Annotated in this window: 10 protein-coding genes; 2 read left to right on the top strand and 8 right to left on the bottom strand. The window is 64.2% G+C overall.

Translation table 11 applies throughout. The features are described from left to right. The first annotated feature begins 8 nt into the window (after positions 1 to 8). Complete coding sequence (gene topA, locus QNA11_RS00630; RefSeq protein ID WP_283481546.1) at positions 9 to 2,882, top strand: type I DNA topoisomerase; 2,874 nt, start codon at positions 9 to 11, stop codon at positions 2,880 to 2,882. A 136-nt stretch (positions 2,883 to 3,018) separates the two neighbouring features. Here topA and QNA11_RS00625 read toward each other — a convergent pair whose 3' ends face one another. After that, the gene (locus QNA11_RS00625; RefSeq protein WP_283481545.1) at positions 3,019 to 3,225 is read right to left on the bottom strand and encodes a hypothetical protein; all 207 of its coding nucleotides are present in this window, start codon (positions 3,223 to 3,225) and stop codon (positions 3,019 to 3,021) included. A 66-nt stretch (positions 3,226 to 3,291) separates the two neighbouring features. Continuing rightward, positions 3,292 to 4,554 (bottom strand): sensor histidine kinase, encoded by a 1,263-nt coding sequence (locus tag QNA11_RS00620; protein ID WP_283481544.1) that lies wholly within the window; start codon positions 4,552 to 4,554, stop codon positions 3,292 to 3,294. A 338-nt stretch (positions 4,555 to 4,892) separates the two neighbouring features. On the opposite strand from QNA11_RS00620, the gene rnr reads away from it, so the two are divergent. Beyond that, positions 4,893 to 7,175: a ribonuclease R gene (gene rnr, locus QNA11_RS00615; protein WP_283481543.1), complete on the top strand. Its 2,283-nt coding sequence runs from the start codon at positions 4,893 to 4,895 to the stop codon at positions 7,173 to 7,175. 215 nt (positions 7,176 to 7,390) lie between these two features. Here rnr and QNA11_RS00610 read toward each other — a convergent pair whose 3' ends face one another. The 6 genes from QNA11_RS00610 to QNA11_RS00585 all read right to left on the bottom strand — a co-directional run bounded on the left by QNA11_RS00610 (position 7,391) and on the right by QNA11_RS00585 (position 17,621). Then, on the bottom strand, positions 7,391 to 7,996 hold the full coding sequence (locus QNA11_RS00610) for a riboflavin synthase (protein ID WP_283481542.1): 606 nt from the start codon (positions 7,994 to 7,996) through the stop codon (positions 7,391 to 7,393). Beyond that, positions 7,996 to 9,120 carry a bifunctional diaminohydroxyphosphoribosylaminopyrimidine deaminase/5-amino-6-(5-phosphoribosylamino)uracil reductase RibD gene (gene ribD / locus QNA11_RS00605; RefSeq protein WP_283481541.1) on the bottom strand — a complete coding sequence of 375 codons (1,125 nt, stop codon included), beginning with the start codon at positions 9,118 to 9,120 and terminating at the stop codon, positions 7,996 to 7,998. Before ribD ends, QNA11_RS00610 begins: the two co-directional genes overlap by 1 nt. Further along, on the bottom strand, positions 9,117 to 9,599 hold the full coding sequence (gene nrdR, locus QNA11_RS00600; protein ID WP_202073813.1) for a transcriptional regulator NrdR: 483 nt from the start codon (positions 9,597 to 9,599) through the stop codon (positions 9,117 to 9,119). The genes ribD and nrdR overlap by 4 nt, the downstream gene beginning before the upstream one ends. Positions 9,600 to 9,766: 167 nt before the next feature. Next, the gene (locus QNA11_RS00595) at positions 9,767 to 10,189 is read right to left on the bottom strand and encodes a hypothetical protein (protein ID WP_283481540.1); all 423 of its coding nucleotides are present in this window, start codon (positions 10,187 to 10,189) and stop codon (positions 9,767 to 9,769) included. 165 nt (positions 10,190 to 10,354) lie between these two features. Next, on the bottom strand, positions 10,355 to 11,632 hold the full coding sequence (glyA, locus tag QNA11_RS00590; RefSeq protein ID WP_283481539.1) for a serine hydroxymethyltransferase: 1,278 nt from the start codon (positions 11,630 to 11,632) through the stop codon (positions 10,355 to 10,357). Between the two features lie 379 nt (positions 11,633 to 12,011). Next, on the bottom strand, positions 12,012 to 17,621 hold the full coding sequence (locus QNA11_RS00585; RefSeq protein WP_283481538.1) for a DUF3320 domain-containing protein: 5,610 nt from the start codon (positions 17,619 to 17,621) through the stop codon (positions 12,012 to 12,014). Positions 17,622 to 17,751 lie beyond the last annotated feature (130 nt).

Raw genomic sequence — 17,751 nt, 5'->3', positions numbered from 1 at the left:
GCGCTGAAATGAACGTCGTCATCGTCGAGTCGCCGGCCAAAGCCAAGACCATCAATAAATATCTGGGCCGCGATTTCCACGTCATCGCCAGCATGGGCCACGTCCGCGACCTGCCCGCCAAGGACGGCTCGGTCGACCCCGAGGCCGATTTCGCCATGGTCTGGGAGATGGACGCCAAGGGCTCGAAGCGCGTCACCGAGATCGCCCAGGCGGTGAAAGACGCCGACAAAGTCATTCTCGCGACCGACCCTGATCGCGAAGGCGAAGCCATCTCCTGGCATCTGATCGAGATCCTAAACAAGAAGAAGGCGCTCAAGGACAAGAAGATCGAGCGCGTCGTCTTCAACGCTATCACCAAGGACGCGGTGCGCGACGCCATGGCGCATCCGCGCCAGATCGATCAGGCGCTGGTCGACGCCTATCTCGCCCGCCGCGCGCTCGACTATCTCGTGGGTTTCACCCTCTCGCCGGTGCTGTGGCGCAAGCTCCCCGGCGCGCGTTCGGCCGGCCGCGTGCAATCGGTGGCGCTGCGCCTCGTCTGCGACCGCGAGCTGGAGATCGAGAAATTCGTCTCGCAGGAATATTGGTCGCTCGTCGCGCATCTCAAAACCAAGGCGGGCGAGCCCTTCACGGCGCGGCTCGTCGGCGCCGACGGCAGGAAGATCACGCGCCTCGACATCGGCAAGGGCGAGGAAGCCGAGGACTTCAAGAAGGCCCTGCTCGCGGCGACTTATACGGTGCGCTCGGTCGAGGCGAAGCCGGTCAAGCGCCATCCTTACGCGCCCTTCACCACCTCGACGCTGCAGCAGGAGGCCTCGCGCAAGCTCGGCCTCGCCCCGGCGATCACCATGCGCATCGCGCAGCGGCTCTATGAGGGCGTCGACGTCGGCGGCGAGACCGTCGGCCTCATTACCTATATGCGAACCGACGGCGTCGACATGGCGCCCGAGGCCGTGGCGAGCGTGCGCAAGGTCATCGCCAAGGAATATGGCGACCGCTTCGTGCCCAACGCCCCGCGCAAATATACGGCGAAGGCCAAGAACGCGCAGGAAGCCCATGAAGCGATCCGCCCGACCGACGCCTCGCGCCTGCCCAAGCATGTCGCCAAACATCTCGAGCCCGATCAGGCGCGGCTCTATGAGCTGATCTGGACACGCACCATCGCCAGCCAGATGGAGTCCGCCGAGCTGGAGCGCACGACGGTCGACATCGACGCCAAAGCCGGCTCCCGCACGCTGGATTTGCGCGCGACGGGTCAGGTGGTGCGCTTCCCCGGTTTTCTGGAGCTGTATCAGGAAGGCCGCGACGACGACGGCGACGAAGAAGGCGGCCGCCTGCCGGCGATGAAGCAAGGCGAGCCGGTGACGCGCGAGAAGATCGACGCCACCCAGCATTTCACCGAGCCGCCGCCGCGCTACACGGAAGCCACGCTGGTGAAGCGCATGGAGGAGCTCGGCATCGGGCGCCCCTCGACCTACGCCTCGACGCTGGCGACGCTGCGCGACCGCGATTATGTGCGGCTCGACAAAAAACGTCTCGTGCCGGAGGACAAGGGCCGCCTCGTCGTCGCCTTTCTGGAAAGCTTCTTCTCACGCTATGTGGAGTTCGACTTCACGGCCTCGCTCGAAGAAAAACTCGATCTCGTCTCCAACAATGAGATCGACTGGAAGCAGGTGCTGCGCGATTTCTGGCGCGATTTCTCGGCCGCCGTGAACGAGACGAAGGATCTGCGCACGACGCAGGTGCTCGACAGCCTCAACGAGCTGCTCGGCCCGCATATCTTCCCCGCCAAGGAGGACGGCTCCGATCCGCGCCTCTGCCCCGCTTGCAGCGCCGGGCAATTATCGCTCAAGGTCGGCAAGTTCGGCGCCTTCATCGGCTGCTCGAACTATCCCGAATGCCGCTACACGCGCACGCTCTCGCCGCCGACCGGCGACGCCGCGGCGGACGCCCGCCCGGGCGTGAAGGTGCTGGGCCAGGACCCGGAGACGGGCGCCGAGATCACGCTGCGCGACGGCCGCTTCGGCGCCTATGTGCAGGAGGGCGAGCAGGAGGACGGCGGCGAGAAGCCCAAGCGCGCTTCCGTGCCGAAGAATATAAAGCCCGACGAGCTCACCTTGCAGCAGGCGCTGGCTTTGCTCTCGCTGCCGCGCGAGGTCGCCAAGCACCCGACGACGGGCGAGCCGATCGTCGCCAATATCGGCCGCTTCGGGCCCTATGTTCAGCACGGCAAGACCTACGCCAATGTCGGCCGCGACGATGACGTGCTGACGATCGGCGCCAATCGCGCCATCGACCTCATCGTGCAAAAGGAATCGGGCGGCGGCGGCTCGCGCTTCTCGCGCGCCTCGGAGCCGGGCCGCACACTCGGCGACCACCCCGAAGGCGGCCCCGTGACGGTGAAGTCCGGCCGCTTCGGGCCATATGTGAATTGGAAGAAGGTCAACGCCACCATCCCCAAGGGCGTCGATCCCGCGAGCGTGACGCTGGAACAGGCGCTGGAGATGATCGCCGCAAAATCGGCGGGCGGCGGCGGGGGCTCGGCCGGCGGGCGCGCGCTCGGCGAGCATCCGGACGGCGGAATCATCACCGTGCGCGCCGGGCGCTTTGGACCTTACGTCAATCTCGGCAAGGTGAACGCCACTCTGCCCAAGAGCATGTCCGCCGAGGATGTGACGCTCGAGGACGCGATCAAGCTCATCGAGGAAAAAGGCGGCGCGCCGAAGAAGAAAGCCCCGGCCAAGAAGGCGCCCGCCAAGGCGAAAAAGGTCATCGAGGACAGCGACGAGACGCCCTTCGACGACGCCAAGCCGGTGAAGAAAGCGGCGTCAAAAAAGGCGCCGGTCAAGAAGACCGCGACGACGAAACGCAAGACGGCTTAGGGCGTCGGCGGAGCGGCTGTCATTCCCGATCGGGCCGAAGGCCCGATCGGGAATCCAGAGCCACGATAGCCGCCTTTGCTCCGATCGCTCGCTTACGCGAGCGTCGGGAATGACAGACCTGTCGCGATGATCGCGTTCAGTATCCGCCGCTACCGACCAAAGGATGAATTCCGCTCGATGCGCCGCTCTTTTGGCGGCGCGGCTGCGCGCGGGTCTTCTTCGCAACCTGCGTAATCGTCTCCGCCTTGGACATCTCGAGAGCTTTGGAGCCGGTCGTCGGCAGGGCCTGCGCCGCAGGGGCGCCGATGGCGCAAGCAAGAACAAGGGCAAGAATAGAACGCATTTAAATCACTCCTTCGAGCGAACAGCGCCTCCGATGCTATCACAATTTGCCGCAGGCGCGGCGCGATCACGCGTTCGGCGCACGGGCTGTGATTGTTCCGTCGGACAGCGGCAGGCGGAGGGAAAATTCGCTCCCGCAGCCGAGCCCTTCGCTCCTCGCCTGCAACGTCCCGCCATGCATTTCGATGATGCGCCGCGACAGGTTCAAGCCGATGCCGAGGCCGCCGCTATAGCCCTCGATCTGCTCGAACATGCTGAAAATCGTCTCCAGCCTGTCCGCCGGAATCCCAACCCCATTGTCGCGCACGATCACCAGAGCTTCCAAGCCCTCTACCATCGCCTCGACATCGATCTCGCCGTCCGCCGACGTGTATTTCGCCGCATTGTCGATCAGATTGGCGATGGCCTGCACCAACCGCACGGGATCGCCGTTCACCAGGAGAGCTTCTGACGGAAGGAACAAAGCCAGCTTGTGATTACGCGACGCCAGGGCGAACTCGCAGGCCTCGATCGATCGATTCACGACCGCGACGAGATCGACGGCTTCCATCTTCACTTCGATCTTGCCGGTGGCGATTCGCCCGATGTCCAGCAGATCATCGACGAGGCGGACCATATGCGCGAGCTGGCGTTCGATGATCGGCTGCAGGATCGGAATGGCACTGTCGCCGATCCTGGCCATCGCGTGAAAACCGTGGTGGATGGCCGCCAGCGGATTGCGCAGCTCATGCGCAAGCGTCGCGATGAACTCGTCCTTGCGCCGGTCGCATTCGCGCAGCGCATGTTCCATATGCGACCGGGCGACCGCGATCGATACGTAATGGCTCAAGGTTTCCATCAGCATCGTCGCAGAATCGTCGAACCCCGGACGCGTCCGCGAGCCGAAGGAGAGCGTGCCGATGATCCGGCCGTAACTTGTGAGGGGGAAGCAATAATAGGCGGTCAGGCCATAGGCATTAGCCAACTCGTCACGCAGATCGCGCGCGGTGCAGGCGTTGTCACATTCGCAGTCGTGGGTTGCGCAGCCGAGCAGGAGCGTCTTGTAGTCGAGGTCCAGAAACTTGTGCGCCTCCTCCTCGGGCAGCCCGGCGAAGGCGTTCAGCCGCAGTCCCTTCGTTTGCTCGTCGAAAAGGAAATTGAAGAAAAACTGACAATCCAGATCGTGCATTGCATTTCTGCAAATCTCGTCGATCGCGTCTTTGGGATTGTCTACCTGCAGAAGCAGTCCTGCCGCTTGCGACAGAAACGCGTTGCGGCGCGCGCCCGCTCCAAGCGTCTCCTCGGACTCGCAACGATTGCCGATCAAGGCGTCGAACACTTGCTGCCTCATCTACACTACCTTCAACGCACGCGCTTTGGTGATAGGCAGCCTATCGTTCGCTCCTTGATTCCGCCTTTTTTCAAGAAAGTTAATCGAGGCGGCGCCCGCCTTTTAGCTTGGTGGGATGACTTATGACATTGCGCCCATATCGGGCAATACGTAAAATTACCTAAACTTTTACGTTGTTTAGCGCGCAAGATACAACCCAGTTGCACGATTCTCTCGCGCCAGAAAGTCGCGACGGCGCCCGTCTGACAAATCTCGACCATGGATGGCGCAAGGACGTATTTGCAAATATTGTGGGCAGGGATTGCATTGCCGCGCGATGTCCCCATCTGAGCCATATCTTGACAACTAAGAAGACACCCCAGCAGCCCTCCCGCGAAGACCTTCTCGCCTTCCTTCAGCGCGAACGCGAAGCCACAGGCGCCCGTAAGATCGGCGTGCGCGAGATCGCCCGCGCCTTCGGCCTCAAGGGCGACGACCGCGTCGCCTTGAAGCGCATGATCGCGACGCTCGCCGACGAAGGCGCGATCGAGAAGCGCGGCCGCCGCGTCAACAAAAAGGGCGCGCTGCCGCCCGTCGTGCTGGTCGACATTACCGGGCGCGACCGAGACGGCGAGCTGATCGCAACGCCCGTGGAGTGGGACGAAGACGAACTCGGCCCCGCCCCGCGCATCCTCATCCACTCCGGACGCGGCGCCGGCTTCGGCAAAAAGCTTTCCGCCGCGCCGGTGGCGGGCGTCGGCGACCGCGCGCTGGTCCGCGCCGAGCCCGACCACGACGCCGAAGCCGGCGAGCCGCCCTATACCGGGCGCGTCGTGAAGCTCCTCTCCCGCGCGCGCAACCGCGTGATCGGCGTGTTGAAGATCGAGCCCAACGGCAATGGCCGCATCCTGCCGATCGACAAGAAACAGGCGGGCCGCGGCGAGCTTTCGGTCGCCTCGGCCGACATCGGCGAGGGCAAGGACGGCGATCTCGTTGCGGTCGATGTCGCCGGCAAGACGCGCTTCGGCGCGCCGCGCGCCCGCGTGCGTGAGACGCTCGGCTCGGTAACGAGCGAAAAGGCCGTGAGCCTCATCGCGCTGCGCGCCCATGACATTCCCGACGTCTTCCGCACTGAAGCGATTGCGGAAGCCGAACGCGCGAGACCTGCGACCATGCACGGCCGCGAGGATTGGCGCGATCTGGCGCTCGTCACCATTGATCCGCCCGACGCGAAAGATCATGACGACGCCGTGCATGCCGCGCCGGATGTATCGCCCGACAATGAGGGCGGCTTCGTTCTCACAGTCGCCATCGCCGACGTCGCCTATTACGTGAAGCCGCATTCGCCGCTCGACAAAGACGCGGTGGAGCGCGGCAACTCCGTCTATTTCCCCGACCGCGTCGTGCCCATGCTGCCGGAGCGCATCTCCAACGATCTCTGCTCGCTGCGCGAGAACGAGGACCGGCCCGCCATGGCCGTGCGCATGCGCGTCACCAGCAAGGGACGCAAGATCGGCCACAGTTTCCATCGCGTGATGATGCGTTCGCGCGCAAAGCTCTCCTATCAACAGGCGCAGGCGGCCATCGACGGCAGGCCCGACGAGAAGACAAAGCCGCTTCTCGAAAATGTGCTGCGGCCGCTCTACGCCGCGCATGAAGCGTTGCAACATGCGCGCAATCTGCGCGCGCCGCTCGATCTCGATCTGCCCGAGCGCAAAATCCTCTTGAAGCCCGACGGCGCTTTCGATCGCGTCATCATTCCGCCGCGTCTCGACGCGCATCGGCTGATCGAGGAATTCATGATCCTCGCCAATGTCGCCGCCGCGGAAACATTGGAGGAACACCGTCAGCAGCTCATCTATCGCGCCCATGACGAGCCCTCGAAAGAGAAAGTCACGGCGCTCTCCGAATTCCTCGCCACCATCGGCGTGAAGCTTGCCAAGGGCCAGGTGCTCAAGCCCGAGCATTTCAACGTGATCCTGGCGCGCGTGAAAGGGCTCGAGCACGAGAACATCGTCAATGAGATCATTCTGCGCACGCAGGCGCAGGCCGAATATACGCATGAGAACTACGGCCACTTCGGCCTGAACTTGCGCCGCTACGCGCATTTCACCTCGCCCATCCGCCGTTATGCCGATCTCATCGTGCATCGCGCTCTGGTCCGCGCCTTGAAGCTCGGCGACGGCGCCCTGCCGGAAATGCCGGTCGGGGAACTCGCGGAAATCGCCGCGCGCATTTCCGCCGCCGAGCGGCGCGCCATGGCGGCCGAGCGCGAAACAGTGGATCGGCTGATTGCGCATTATCTCGTAGACCAGATCGGCGCGCGTTTCGGCGCGCGCATTTCGGGCGTCACCAAATCGGGGCTCTTCGTGCGGCTGATCGAAACCGGCGCCGACGGCTTCGTGCCGGCCGCGACGCTCGGGCGCGAATATTATTCCTATGACGAAGCGAGCCATTCGCTCACATCGCGCTCAGGAATGAGCTATCGGCTCGCGGACATCATCGAAGTGCGGCTCGTCGAGGCCGCGCCCATCGCGGGCGCATTGCGCTTCGAGGTGGTGGGCGGCGGCGAGCGGCGAACGCCGCCGCGCAATCCGAAATCCTTCAAGCCGGGGCCGCGCGGTGGACGCTCCAAACGGTGAGCGGCGCCGCGCCGTCATTGCGCGCAAGCGACGAAGCAATCCATAGCCTCATCTCGGCTCTGGATTGCTTCGCTGCGCTCGCAATGACGGGGCGCAGAGACGAGAATAAGACCATTTCCGTTTGAATAGCGCGCATGGGGACGTCATTCCCGGCGGGCCGCTCGCCGCGCGAGCGTCGGGAAAGACAGCGAACCAATCAACCGGATCTCGTATAACTACCGGGCGGCCTCGCTCAGCCGTGCCGCATAACGCGCCATCAAATCGACTTCGATATTGAGCGCATCCCCTGCCCCGCGTCCGCCAAAAGCCGTGACGGCGAGCGTATGCGGAATGAGCAGGATCGAAAACCGGTCACCCTCGACCTCGTTCACTGTCAGCGACACGCCGTCGAGCGCGACGGAGCCCTTTTGCGCGACAAAGCGCGACAGCGCATGCGGCGTCTCGATCCAGAAGCGCGCCATCCCGTCGAAGTCAACCCGAGAGACGATCCGCGCCACGCCATCGACATGGCCCGTGACGATATGGCCGCCGAGCTCGTCGCCGATCTTCAGCGCGCGTTCGAGATTGACGCGCGTTCCCGCCTTCCAGTTCCCGACCGTCGTTTTCGCCAGCGTCTCGGCGGCGGCGTCGACGTCGAACACCGTGCGCCCGCCTTCCCGCGCCACCGCCACCACGGTGAGGCAGACGCCGGAATTGGCGATGGAGGCGCCGAGCGCGATCGTCTCGGCGTCATAGGCGCAGGCGATGCGCAGGCGCCTGAGATCGCCGCGCGGCTCGACCGAGACGACTTCGCCAACGTCCGTGACAATGCCTGTAAACATCAGTCCATCCTCGCATAGCGCGTCATCTGGTCGGCGCCGAGCATGCGGCTCTCGATCATGCGGTAGCGGCTCTCCAGCGCCGCGCCTGCGGCGGGCGTGAGCGCCGGGCGGCCAGGACGTCCCAGCGGCTTGAAGCCCGTGTGGATGATGACCTCGTCGGCGAAGCCCGCCGACAGCAGGCTTTCAGCGACAAGCGGGCCGCCTTCGCTGAAGACGCGCGTGATCCCGCGATCGGCCAGCAGGCGCAAGGCCGCGAGCAGATCGAGCCGACCGTCGATCGTCGGAATGCGCGCGACATCCGCGCCCGTGGCCTCCATAAAGGCGCGCGCCGCCTCTTCGCTCACATCCTCGCCGACGATCACGAGCAGCGGCGTCTCCCGCGCCGTCGCGGCGAGCCTAGAGCGGGCCGAGAGGGTCAATCTACGATCCAGCACCACGCGCAGCCGCTTGGCGCCGTCGAGGCCAGGCAGGCGTACGGTCATCAGCGGATCGTCGTCGCGCGCCGTGCCGGAGCCCACCATGATGGCGTCATGAAGCGAACGCTGCACATGGGTGAAGGCGTCGGCGATGGGGCCGGTGATATGCAGGCGCGGGTCATGCGCGGCGCCGGCGGCGTAGCCGTCCGCCGTCTGGGCGAGCTTCAGCGTCACCATCGGCCGATGCTTGGTGACGCGCAGAATATGGCCGAGATGGTCGCAGCGCGCGGCCGCCTTCTCGGGGCCGACAACGACCTCGATCCCCGCCTCGCGCAGCAGCGCATGGCCCCTGCCCGCGACGCGCGGGTCCGGGTCTTCGATCGCTGTCACCACTCGCGCAATCCCCGCCGCGATAATGGCGTCGACGCAGGGCGGCGTACGGCCGTGATGAGAACAGGGCTCCAGCGTGACATAGAGCGTCGCCCCACGCGCTTCGGCGCCCGCGGCGGCGAGCGCGATGGTCTCGGCATGGGGACGGCCGCCCTCGGCCGTATAGCCCCGCGCGACGATCACGCCGTCCTTCACTACCAGGGCGCCGACAGCCGGATTGGGGGCGGTGCGGCCCATGTTGCGGCGTCCGAGCGCCAGCGCCGCCGCCATATAGGCGCCGTCTGTCGGGGCGAGCAGGATCTTTTCGTGGAGGCTCATTCGTCTTCGGCCGCGTCGGCCGTTTCGGCCCCGCTTTCCAATTCGTCGATCAGCGCGTTGAAATCGCGCGCCTCGCGGAAGTCGCGGTAGACGGAGGCGAAGCGCACATAAGCGACGGCGTCGAGCAAGCGCAAGCCCTCGATGACCAGCTCGCCGATGCGCTGGCTCTCGATCTCCGCCTCGCCGAGGCTCTCGAGCTGGCGCACAATGCCGGAGATCATCTGCTCGACGCGATCGGGCTCCACGGGGCGCTTGCGTAGGGCGATCTCGACCGAGCGGGTGAGCTTGTCGCGATCGAATGGCGCGCGCTTGCCGGATTTCTTGACGACAATGATCTCGCGCAACTGCACGCGCTCGAAAGTCGTGAAACGGCCGCCACAGGTCGGGCAGACGCGCCGGCGCCGGATGCAGGACGAATCCTCGGCAGGCCGCGAATCCTTCACCTGTGTGTCGAAGGAGCCGCAATAGGGACAGCGCATGGGCGGCCGAGACTCCCGGCGATTTCTGATGCGCCTGCTTAACTGCCCGCGCGCTGGCGAACAAGTTCGATTTTCTGCCCTTTGCATAAGCAAGTGCGGCTCGAACAATTCGAGAGTATTGTCGTCAGGTGCTCGCTAGACTGCAGCATATAACTCACTTTAGTGGATTATAGATGGGTGCCTCTCGTCGGCTGGTAAATGATCCCATCCGTCGGCTGCCACATCAGCCATGCCATGAAAGGCACGAACATCATCAGAAGCAATCCATCAAGCATGTAATACGCACTCAAATTTGCGGGATAGATCACGGCTTTCGCAGGATGCCCTTTTGGAAATTCAACGTAGACCTGTCCACCGACCGGTTCCTCGGTATGGTCGCGGATTTTGTAAGTTTCGTCCCCGATTGTAAACTCGATCAAGGCTTCGTGGTATTGCGAGCCATCGTCATGGACGACTTTCGATCGGATAACGACACCATTCACTGACTGCCGCGCTAGGGTCCGCCATAGTCTCTCGTCGGTGCCAAAATATATCAACAAGCGTAAAATGGCGATGCCTGCTGGCAATAATAGGCCGCTTATACTTTCCATCGGCGCACCCTAAGCGTTCCCTAAACTTCATCAATCAAAGCACCCGATCATAGAATAAGCAACCATATGAAAGATGGCGCGCGGCGAGGAAATCCAGATGCCTTCGACCGCCGCGAGCGGAACCTCTCCCCGAGCACGAGCGCGCACGGGGAGAGAAAACTATTTTTACGCGTAGATCGGGAACTTGGCGGTCAGCGCGTGAACCTTTTCCTTCACCGCCGCTTCCATCGCCGCATTGCCCTCTTCGCCCTTCGACGCCAGGCCATCCAGGACCTCGACGATCAGGCCGCCGACTTCCTTGAACTCGCCCACGCCGAAGCCGCGCGAGGTCGCCGCCGGCGAGCCGAGGCGGATGCCCGAGGTGACGAAGGGCTTCTCCGGGTCGAAGGGGATGCCGTTCTTGTTGCAGGTGATGTGGGCGCGGCCGAGCGCGGCTTCCGCCGCCTTACCGGTGATCTTCTTCGGGCGAAGGTCGACCAGCATCAGATGGTTGTCGGTGCCGCCCGAGACGATGGCGAGGCCGGCGTCGACGAGCGTCTTGGCCAGAACCTGAGCGTTGTCCTTCACCTGCTGCTGATAGGCCTTGAACTCCGGCTTCAGCGCTTCGCCGAAGGCCGCCGCCTTGCCGGCGATGACATGCATCAGCGGGCCGCCCTGCAGGCCGGGGAACACGGCCGAGTTGATCTTCTTGGCGATATCTTCGTCGTTCGTCAGCACCATGCCGCCGCGCGGGCCGCGTAGCGTCTTATGCGTCGTGGTGGTGACGACATGGGCGTGCGGGAACGGCGAGGGATGCAGGCCCGCAGCGACGAGGCCGGCGAAATGGGCCATATCGACCATGAAGTAAGCGCCGACTTCGTCAGCGATCTTGCGGAACGCTTCGAAGTCCCAGATGCGCGAATAGCCCGAGCCGCCGGCGATGATGAGCTTCGGCTTATGCTCGCGGGCGAGCGCGGCGACCTGCTCCATGTCGATGCGCTGGTCGTCCTTGCGGACGGTGTAGGGGACCGGCTTGAACCACTTGCCCGAGAGGTTCACGGGCGAACCATGGGTGAGATGGCCGCCGGCCGCGAGGTCGAGGCCCATGAAGACGTCGCCCGGCTGCGCCAGCGCGAGGAAGACCGACTGGTTGGCCTGCGAGCCGGAGTTCGGCTGCACATTGGCGAAGCCGCAGCCAAAGAGCTGCTTGGCGCGCTCGATCGCCAGATTCTCGGCGATGTCGACATACTGGCAGCCGCCGTAATAGCGCTTGCCCGGATAGCCCTCGGCATATTTGTTGGTGAGAACCGAGCCCTGGGCCTCCATCACCGCCTTGGAAACGATGTTCTCCGACGCGATGAGCTCGATCTCGTGGCGCTGACGGCCGAGCTCGAGCTCGATCGCCTTGGCGAGCTCCGGATCGGACTGCGCAAGGGAGGTGGTGAAGAAACCGGACTGGCTCATTGAATGTCCTCTAGCCTAAGGGGCGCGAAAGATAGCGAAAAAACCGGCCTCCCCGTCTCGAGCGGCGAACCCGGGCCCTCCATGTCGCGCATTGTTGAGGCGTTCGCTCTATCACGGCCCGCGCGGGACGGGAAGAGCGGGGATGGAGGGCTGGGGACAGGTTGGGCGCGGGGGAATTCCTGCCCTGGGCCGAGATTTTCACCCTTTTACGCGGTTTGGCGACTGGGCGAAGGCAGATGCCTGGAAGCGATTGTTCGACGCCGTCTCGGACGGGCCAGCCATAGAATATGCCATGAGCGACGCCACGATCGTCACGACGCCGCCGATCCGCAACGGCGATCCGAAGAACGGACCCGAGTTTCACGGGACGCGATATGCACTATGGCTCTCGAACCAATTCCTCATTCGACGAGTCATCGTCCAGGACACACATGAGGACGCCCGCCTGTGTCGACAGCATTCCTCCTTCGACCGCCTCGTCGATCTGTTTTTGGATGACGTCCCGCACGTTCGCGCCGGTCGATCTGATGCCGAACATCCTGGAAACCGCTTGCACGATTTGATCGGAAGTCGCACCGAAACTGCGGCGCACGACATCGACCACGGCTGAGTGGATTTCCGAAGGCGGCAGCATGTCCGCTCGTCGCAGTGTCTGCGAGGCCACGGCGCTTCGGTCTCGAACGCGGAGGGGCGAATTGGGAATCGACAGGAAATCGCCCACGTTTTCGACCCGACCGGTCGTAACGGCGACGCCAATCGCGGCTTCGACTGCTTGCTGAATACGATTTCCCGCTCTCTTGAGACCGAAAGCGTCCCGAATACGGCTGACGACTTCGTCGGAATGGACAGGGCCTTCGATCCGCACCGCCTCCTCGACGAGCGTGACTAGAATGCCGATCGGCGCTTCGTGCAATTCACCGGCCCAATTCGAGGGCCGGCTCAACACCGCTTCGATATAAGCGTCGCTCGAACTCTGGGACTCTTCGCCAACGGGAACGAGGCCAATCTCCGTGACGTCCTCCCGCTCGATGGTGATGATGTCGACCGGCGCCGCGCGAGCCGTTCTCACCGCCGCAGCGTCATGCTCCTCTTTGGCCGATTGTATTTTGGCGATGATGAGATCGAGCTGCTCGGCCGGACGTTGAAACCAATCGGCGCTCCATACGCGATGAATGGTCCAGCCGTGATTTTCGAGCACCGACTGCCGTAGCCGGTCGCGGTCGCGCGCCGAGCGGGAGTCGTGATAGGCGGCGCCGTCGCACTCGATTCCGAGCAGATAGCGGCCCGGCCGCTCCTCGTCGGTGACGGCGAGATCGATGAAGAAACCTGCGAGACCGACCTGGCGATGAACCTGATAGCCGCGCGCCTGAAGAGCCTTGGCGACCTGCTCCTCGAACACGCTGTCATGGTCGCGGCCGGTGCTCTCCGCCAAGGTCAGCCGTCCTGTCCGCGCGTAATGCAGGAACAGACGAAAGGCGAAAACGCCCTTCCGGGTCGACGCGAAATCCGGTTCGATATCCTCGTCGGTCATCGAGGCGAAGACTTCGCAGCGCTGCTTGGCGCGAGAAATCAGCACATTCAGGCGACGCTCGCCGCCTTCAGCGCCGAGCGGTCCGAAGCGCATCGGAACGCGGCCCCCTGCCGTCGTCGGCCCGTATCCCACGGAGATGAAGATCACGTCGCGCTCGTCGCCTTGCACGTTTTCCAGGTTTTTGACGAAAAACGGCTCGGCATGATGAGTCTGAAAGAACGCTTCCGTCTCCGCCGGCAATGTGCGGCGTATGAGCTCCAACTGATCGAGGATCGCGCGTCGCTGGGCGACCGAAAAAGCGACGACGCCGAGCGATAGATTCGAATGGTCGCGCGCGTGAGCTGCTATCGCCTGCGCGACGATCTTGGCTTCGACCTGATTGGTGCGGGAGGCGCCAGCTTCGAACAGGCCTTGCTCTATGTGATGGAACCGCAGTCCCATGCCGGCTTCGGATGTATAGGGGCTCGGAACGATGAAGAGCTTGCCCTCGTAGAATTGGCGGTTGCTGACCGCGATCAGCGACTGGTGCCGGCTGCGATAGTGCCAACGGAGCATCCGCGTCGGCAGACCGCGCGCCGTGAATAGACCGAGGATGCTCTCTATATCCGCGACCCGGCCGCCGTCATCCTCGTCCTCATCGTCGGCGGTGCCGGTCATTTTCGAGAAAAAGGCCGTCGGCGGCAATTGTTTCGGATCGCCGACCACCACGACTTGCTTTGCGCGCGCGATGGCGCCGAGCGCGTCGACCGGCTGGATCTGGCTCGCCTCGTCCATCACCAATAGGTCGAAATCGACCACGCCAGGAACGAGAAACTGCGCCACTGAGAGCGGGCTCATCATGAAAACAGGCTTGAGCGCCTGCACCGCCGGCCCGGCCTTCTCCATGAGCTTACGGATCGGCATATGGCCGCGCTTCTTCTGAATTTCGGCGCGCAGCGCGCCCACTGGACCGAGGGAGCCGCCGTCCCGAGGGGGAATCTGCTTATGATGCGCACGCACGACCTCGAGCCCGGCCATCGCCATCCGCTGACGGTCGAGATCGGCGAACTCGCGCACCTTGCGGCCATGCAGCGTTCCATCGAACCGACCGAGCTCCGGCTCCAGACGCACTTGGTCCGCGTGGACGGCTTCGTAATAGGCCATCTCGAACGCCGAGATGACCTCGCCTGCCTTCAACCTGCCATCCTCCAGTCGCCCGACGACCTCTGCGCAGCCGAGCGCCCGGCCTCGGTCCGAGCGATCTCGATAGGCGACCCATTTGGACAATTGTTCGCCGCCGGCAGCCCAATCGCCGAGCCGCTGTCGCAAACTTTCGAGCGACACGGAGCCGATGGTCGTCGTCCCGAGACCTCTTTGGAGGTCGAAGGACATCGCAGCGAGCGCGGCGTCGAGATCGGCGACGAGCGACGACCGATCCCCTTGGATCGCATCGGCGCGATCGGCGAGCGCGCGCCGATCCTCGATCCGACTCGCCAACAGCCGGATGTCGCCGTTGTCGTCGATCCATTCGGCGGCGCTCGCCAGCGTAGTCCACTCGGATACATTGCCGCGCCACGCTATGCCGAAGGCCGAGCGGCCGAGCGTCTCGCCCGATGTCAGCGCCTCGGCGCATGTGCGCCCTTCTGCGAGGCGAGCCAGCATATCCAGCCGAACAGCCAGAATGGTGGGCGAGGCTTTCTCGATCGCCGCCACGGCGCGGTCGGCGGCGTGGAAGCGGCTCGCAGCGTCAAGCACGGGAGCGATCTCGGCCCTGTCAGCCGTCGGCGCCGCGCCGAACAATAGGTCGCGCTCCTCCAAGTCGTTCCAGAGCGCTCTGAGGACCGGCGCCGCCTCGACGAGAAGCTTTGCCGTCCGCTCCATGCAGGATGCAATCATTTCGCGGTCGGGATTATTCGCCGCGACGCGTCTCGGCTCGTCGCCGAGCCCCTTCAGCGACCGCATCCATTCGACAAGCGCCGACAATGGCGCCGAAGCGGAACGGTCGCTCCTCCAGTCGGAGGCGAAAACCTTCCGTCCGAAGTCGTCGTCGCTCTCGATGAGCCGCTTGGCGCCTTGGCCCCGCGTGAGCGCATCGAGCTGCGCGAGCGTATCCGCCAAGGGCTGATCCGGATTGCGAAGGACCGAGCGAGCCAAGGCGTTGGCGCGTCGCCAATCGCCGCTCAGAATTTTGAAGAGTCCGTCGCCATGATAAGCGAGCGTCGTCCGCGCGTCCGACAAATCCATCGTCCAAGCCGCATCCGACAGGCCGGCGCCGATCTCCGCCCGCGCCTGCTCGAGCGCGCGAATGGCGTCGGCGAGATCGGCCGCGCGCTCGACGTTATCGCTCCATAGATCATTCGCAAAAGCTTCGGCGCTCGCCGCGGGCGCCGCTACGACACGCTCGCCGATCTGCATGAGACGCCGGACGTCGGCGAGCGTGAGCGGCGTCGCGAGGGCCATCGTGTCCGCCAGCGCCTTCGCCTCGACGGCGAGGCGCGGGAGAACGGCGACCAGCGTTCCGAGGCGCTCGAAAGCCGCCGAAGAAAAGGCGGGCGGCAGCAGCGCCAGAGTCTCGCGAAGAGGCGCAACCTCCATTTCCCACGCCTCGTCGTGAAAGACGCTCGCCAAGTCGGCTCTGAGGCTCGCATAACGCGCGCCGCTCATCAGCAAAGTCCGAATAGAGTCGCGACCGTTGCCCCAGACGCTCGCGCCGAGCGCGTCGCCGGAGAGGTCCGGCGCGGCGGCGATGCGTCGAGCGAGTTCGATCGCAGGAGAAATCTCGTCGAGCGTCGTCGCAGGCGCGCACTCGAGAATAGACGCGAGGGCGACCTGCGACGCTTCGAGCGCATCCAGCCTTTCGCTGAGCGCGGCGAAACGCGTGGTCAGGCGCTCCACTTCCAAGGGCGTGACGGCGGCGAGCCCGACGCCGCGCCAGATGTGATCGTCGGGCTTGCCGATCGCCTCGACGCGCTCGACCAGCTCGGAAAGCACCGCGTGGCGTTCCAAAAATTCGTCGGCCGTCCATTCCGCAGGAGCTTGCAGCGCAATGTCGTTCGGCTTTTCGCCTGCGAGCCGCAGGCGGACGAGTTGTCCGATCGCCTGATAGGGCGTCAACCCGGCCGCGGCATGTGGCTGGTGCATTCTCGCGGCATGCGCATTCAGCCCGTCTCGCGTCTCGGTCAAACGTGCGCACAATGAGCCTGCGTCCGGCCCCCTCGGCGCCCCGAGCTCCCAGGTGCGGCGCAATTCTTCGAGGACGGCGCGCTTGTTGGCCTTGTTGCTATGCAGCTCCAGACAGGCGTCTCCGACCCCATTTGCGTCGAGCCGGCGCTTCACCACGTCCAGCGCCGCCATTTTCTCCGCGACGAAGAGCACCGTTTTTCCGTCCGCCACGGCGGAAGCGATGATATTGGCGATCGTCTGGCTCTTGCCGGTTCCGGGCGGCCCTTGGATCACCATGTCGCGCCCGTGACGCACCTCGTGAATGGCGAGCGCCTGGCTGCTGTCGCTGTCGACGATGTGCAGCATTTCGGCGGGCGGAATGAACGGATCGATCTTGGCGTCCTCGTGGATCATGCCCTCCGAGCCGTCGAAGCCGTCGATGAGCAGACTGCGGATCAGCGGCCGATCGCTGATCCGCGCATGATCCGGCCAAGTCTCGGGATCGAGATCGCGATACATGAGGAACTTGGCGAAGGAGAAGAAGCCGAGCGCCATGTCGTCATGTTGAACCGCCCAGCCCGGCTTTTCGGCGACGGCTTCCGCCACGCCGTCCATATAGGCGATCGGGTCGAAACTCTCGGACGCTTCGAAGTCGGGCAATCGTATGCCGTGGATGCGTTCGAGATAGGCTTCGAGCGACAGATTAGACGCGAATTCCTCCGGCCGCGCGCGGAGCTTGAACTTCTCGCCCGCATTGCCGCGTTCGAGAGCGACGGGCGCAAGCAGCAGCGGCGCGAAACGAATATTGGCAGCATTCGCCGGGTCGATCCACTTCAGCGCGCCGAGCGTGAGATAGAGGATGTTGACGCCCTGCTCCTCCTCGAGCGTGCGCGCGTCGTAATAGAGCTCGAGCAGCCGCTTCTGAAGCCCCTTCGGCGTCAGCCGGGTTTGAAGCCGCGTGTCCGAATGTCGGCTGAACACGCCGCGCTCGTCCGCGACATCGTCTTCTGGCTGGGCGAGGTCGGAGATTTCCTCGCTTTCGCTCTCCGGCTCGCCATCGCCCACGCGCGCCGCCTTCCCGGCGACGAAGGTGAAGGCCTTGCCCTCGCGTATCAGCAGGCGAAAGACTTCGGCGCTCTTCTCATCCACGATTTCGAGCGACCGCCCCGCCTTGGCGGAACGCGGCATGTTGAGCAGCCGATTTCGCGCCGAGAGGTCCAGCAATTCCATACGCGCGCGATCGAGCTTTTCGGCGATCGGCAGATTACTTTGAAATACCGAGACATTTTCGTCTTCGGGATGAACAATGGCGTCCATCTAAATACGCGTCCCTCATTCAGGATGAAACAAATTCTATTCAGAGCAACGACCACGCCAGCCGCTACGCGCTGGCCGGCGACGATATTCGGCAAAACGCGATCAGCCAAGCCAAAGTCCGCGCGCCGAC

Source organism: Methylocystis sp. JR02 (genome assembly GCF_030063565.1).
Classification (GTDB): Bacteria; Pseudomonadota; Alphaproteobacteria; order Rhizobiales; family Beijerinckiaceae; genus Methylocystis; species Methylocystis iwaonis.
Note: the sequence above shows the minus strand (reverse complement) of the source record. Positions and strands in the feature narration are given on the sequence as shown.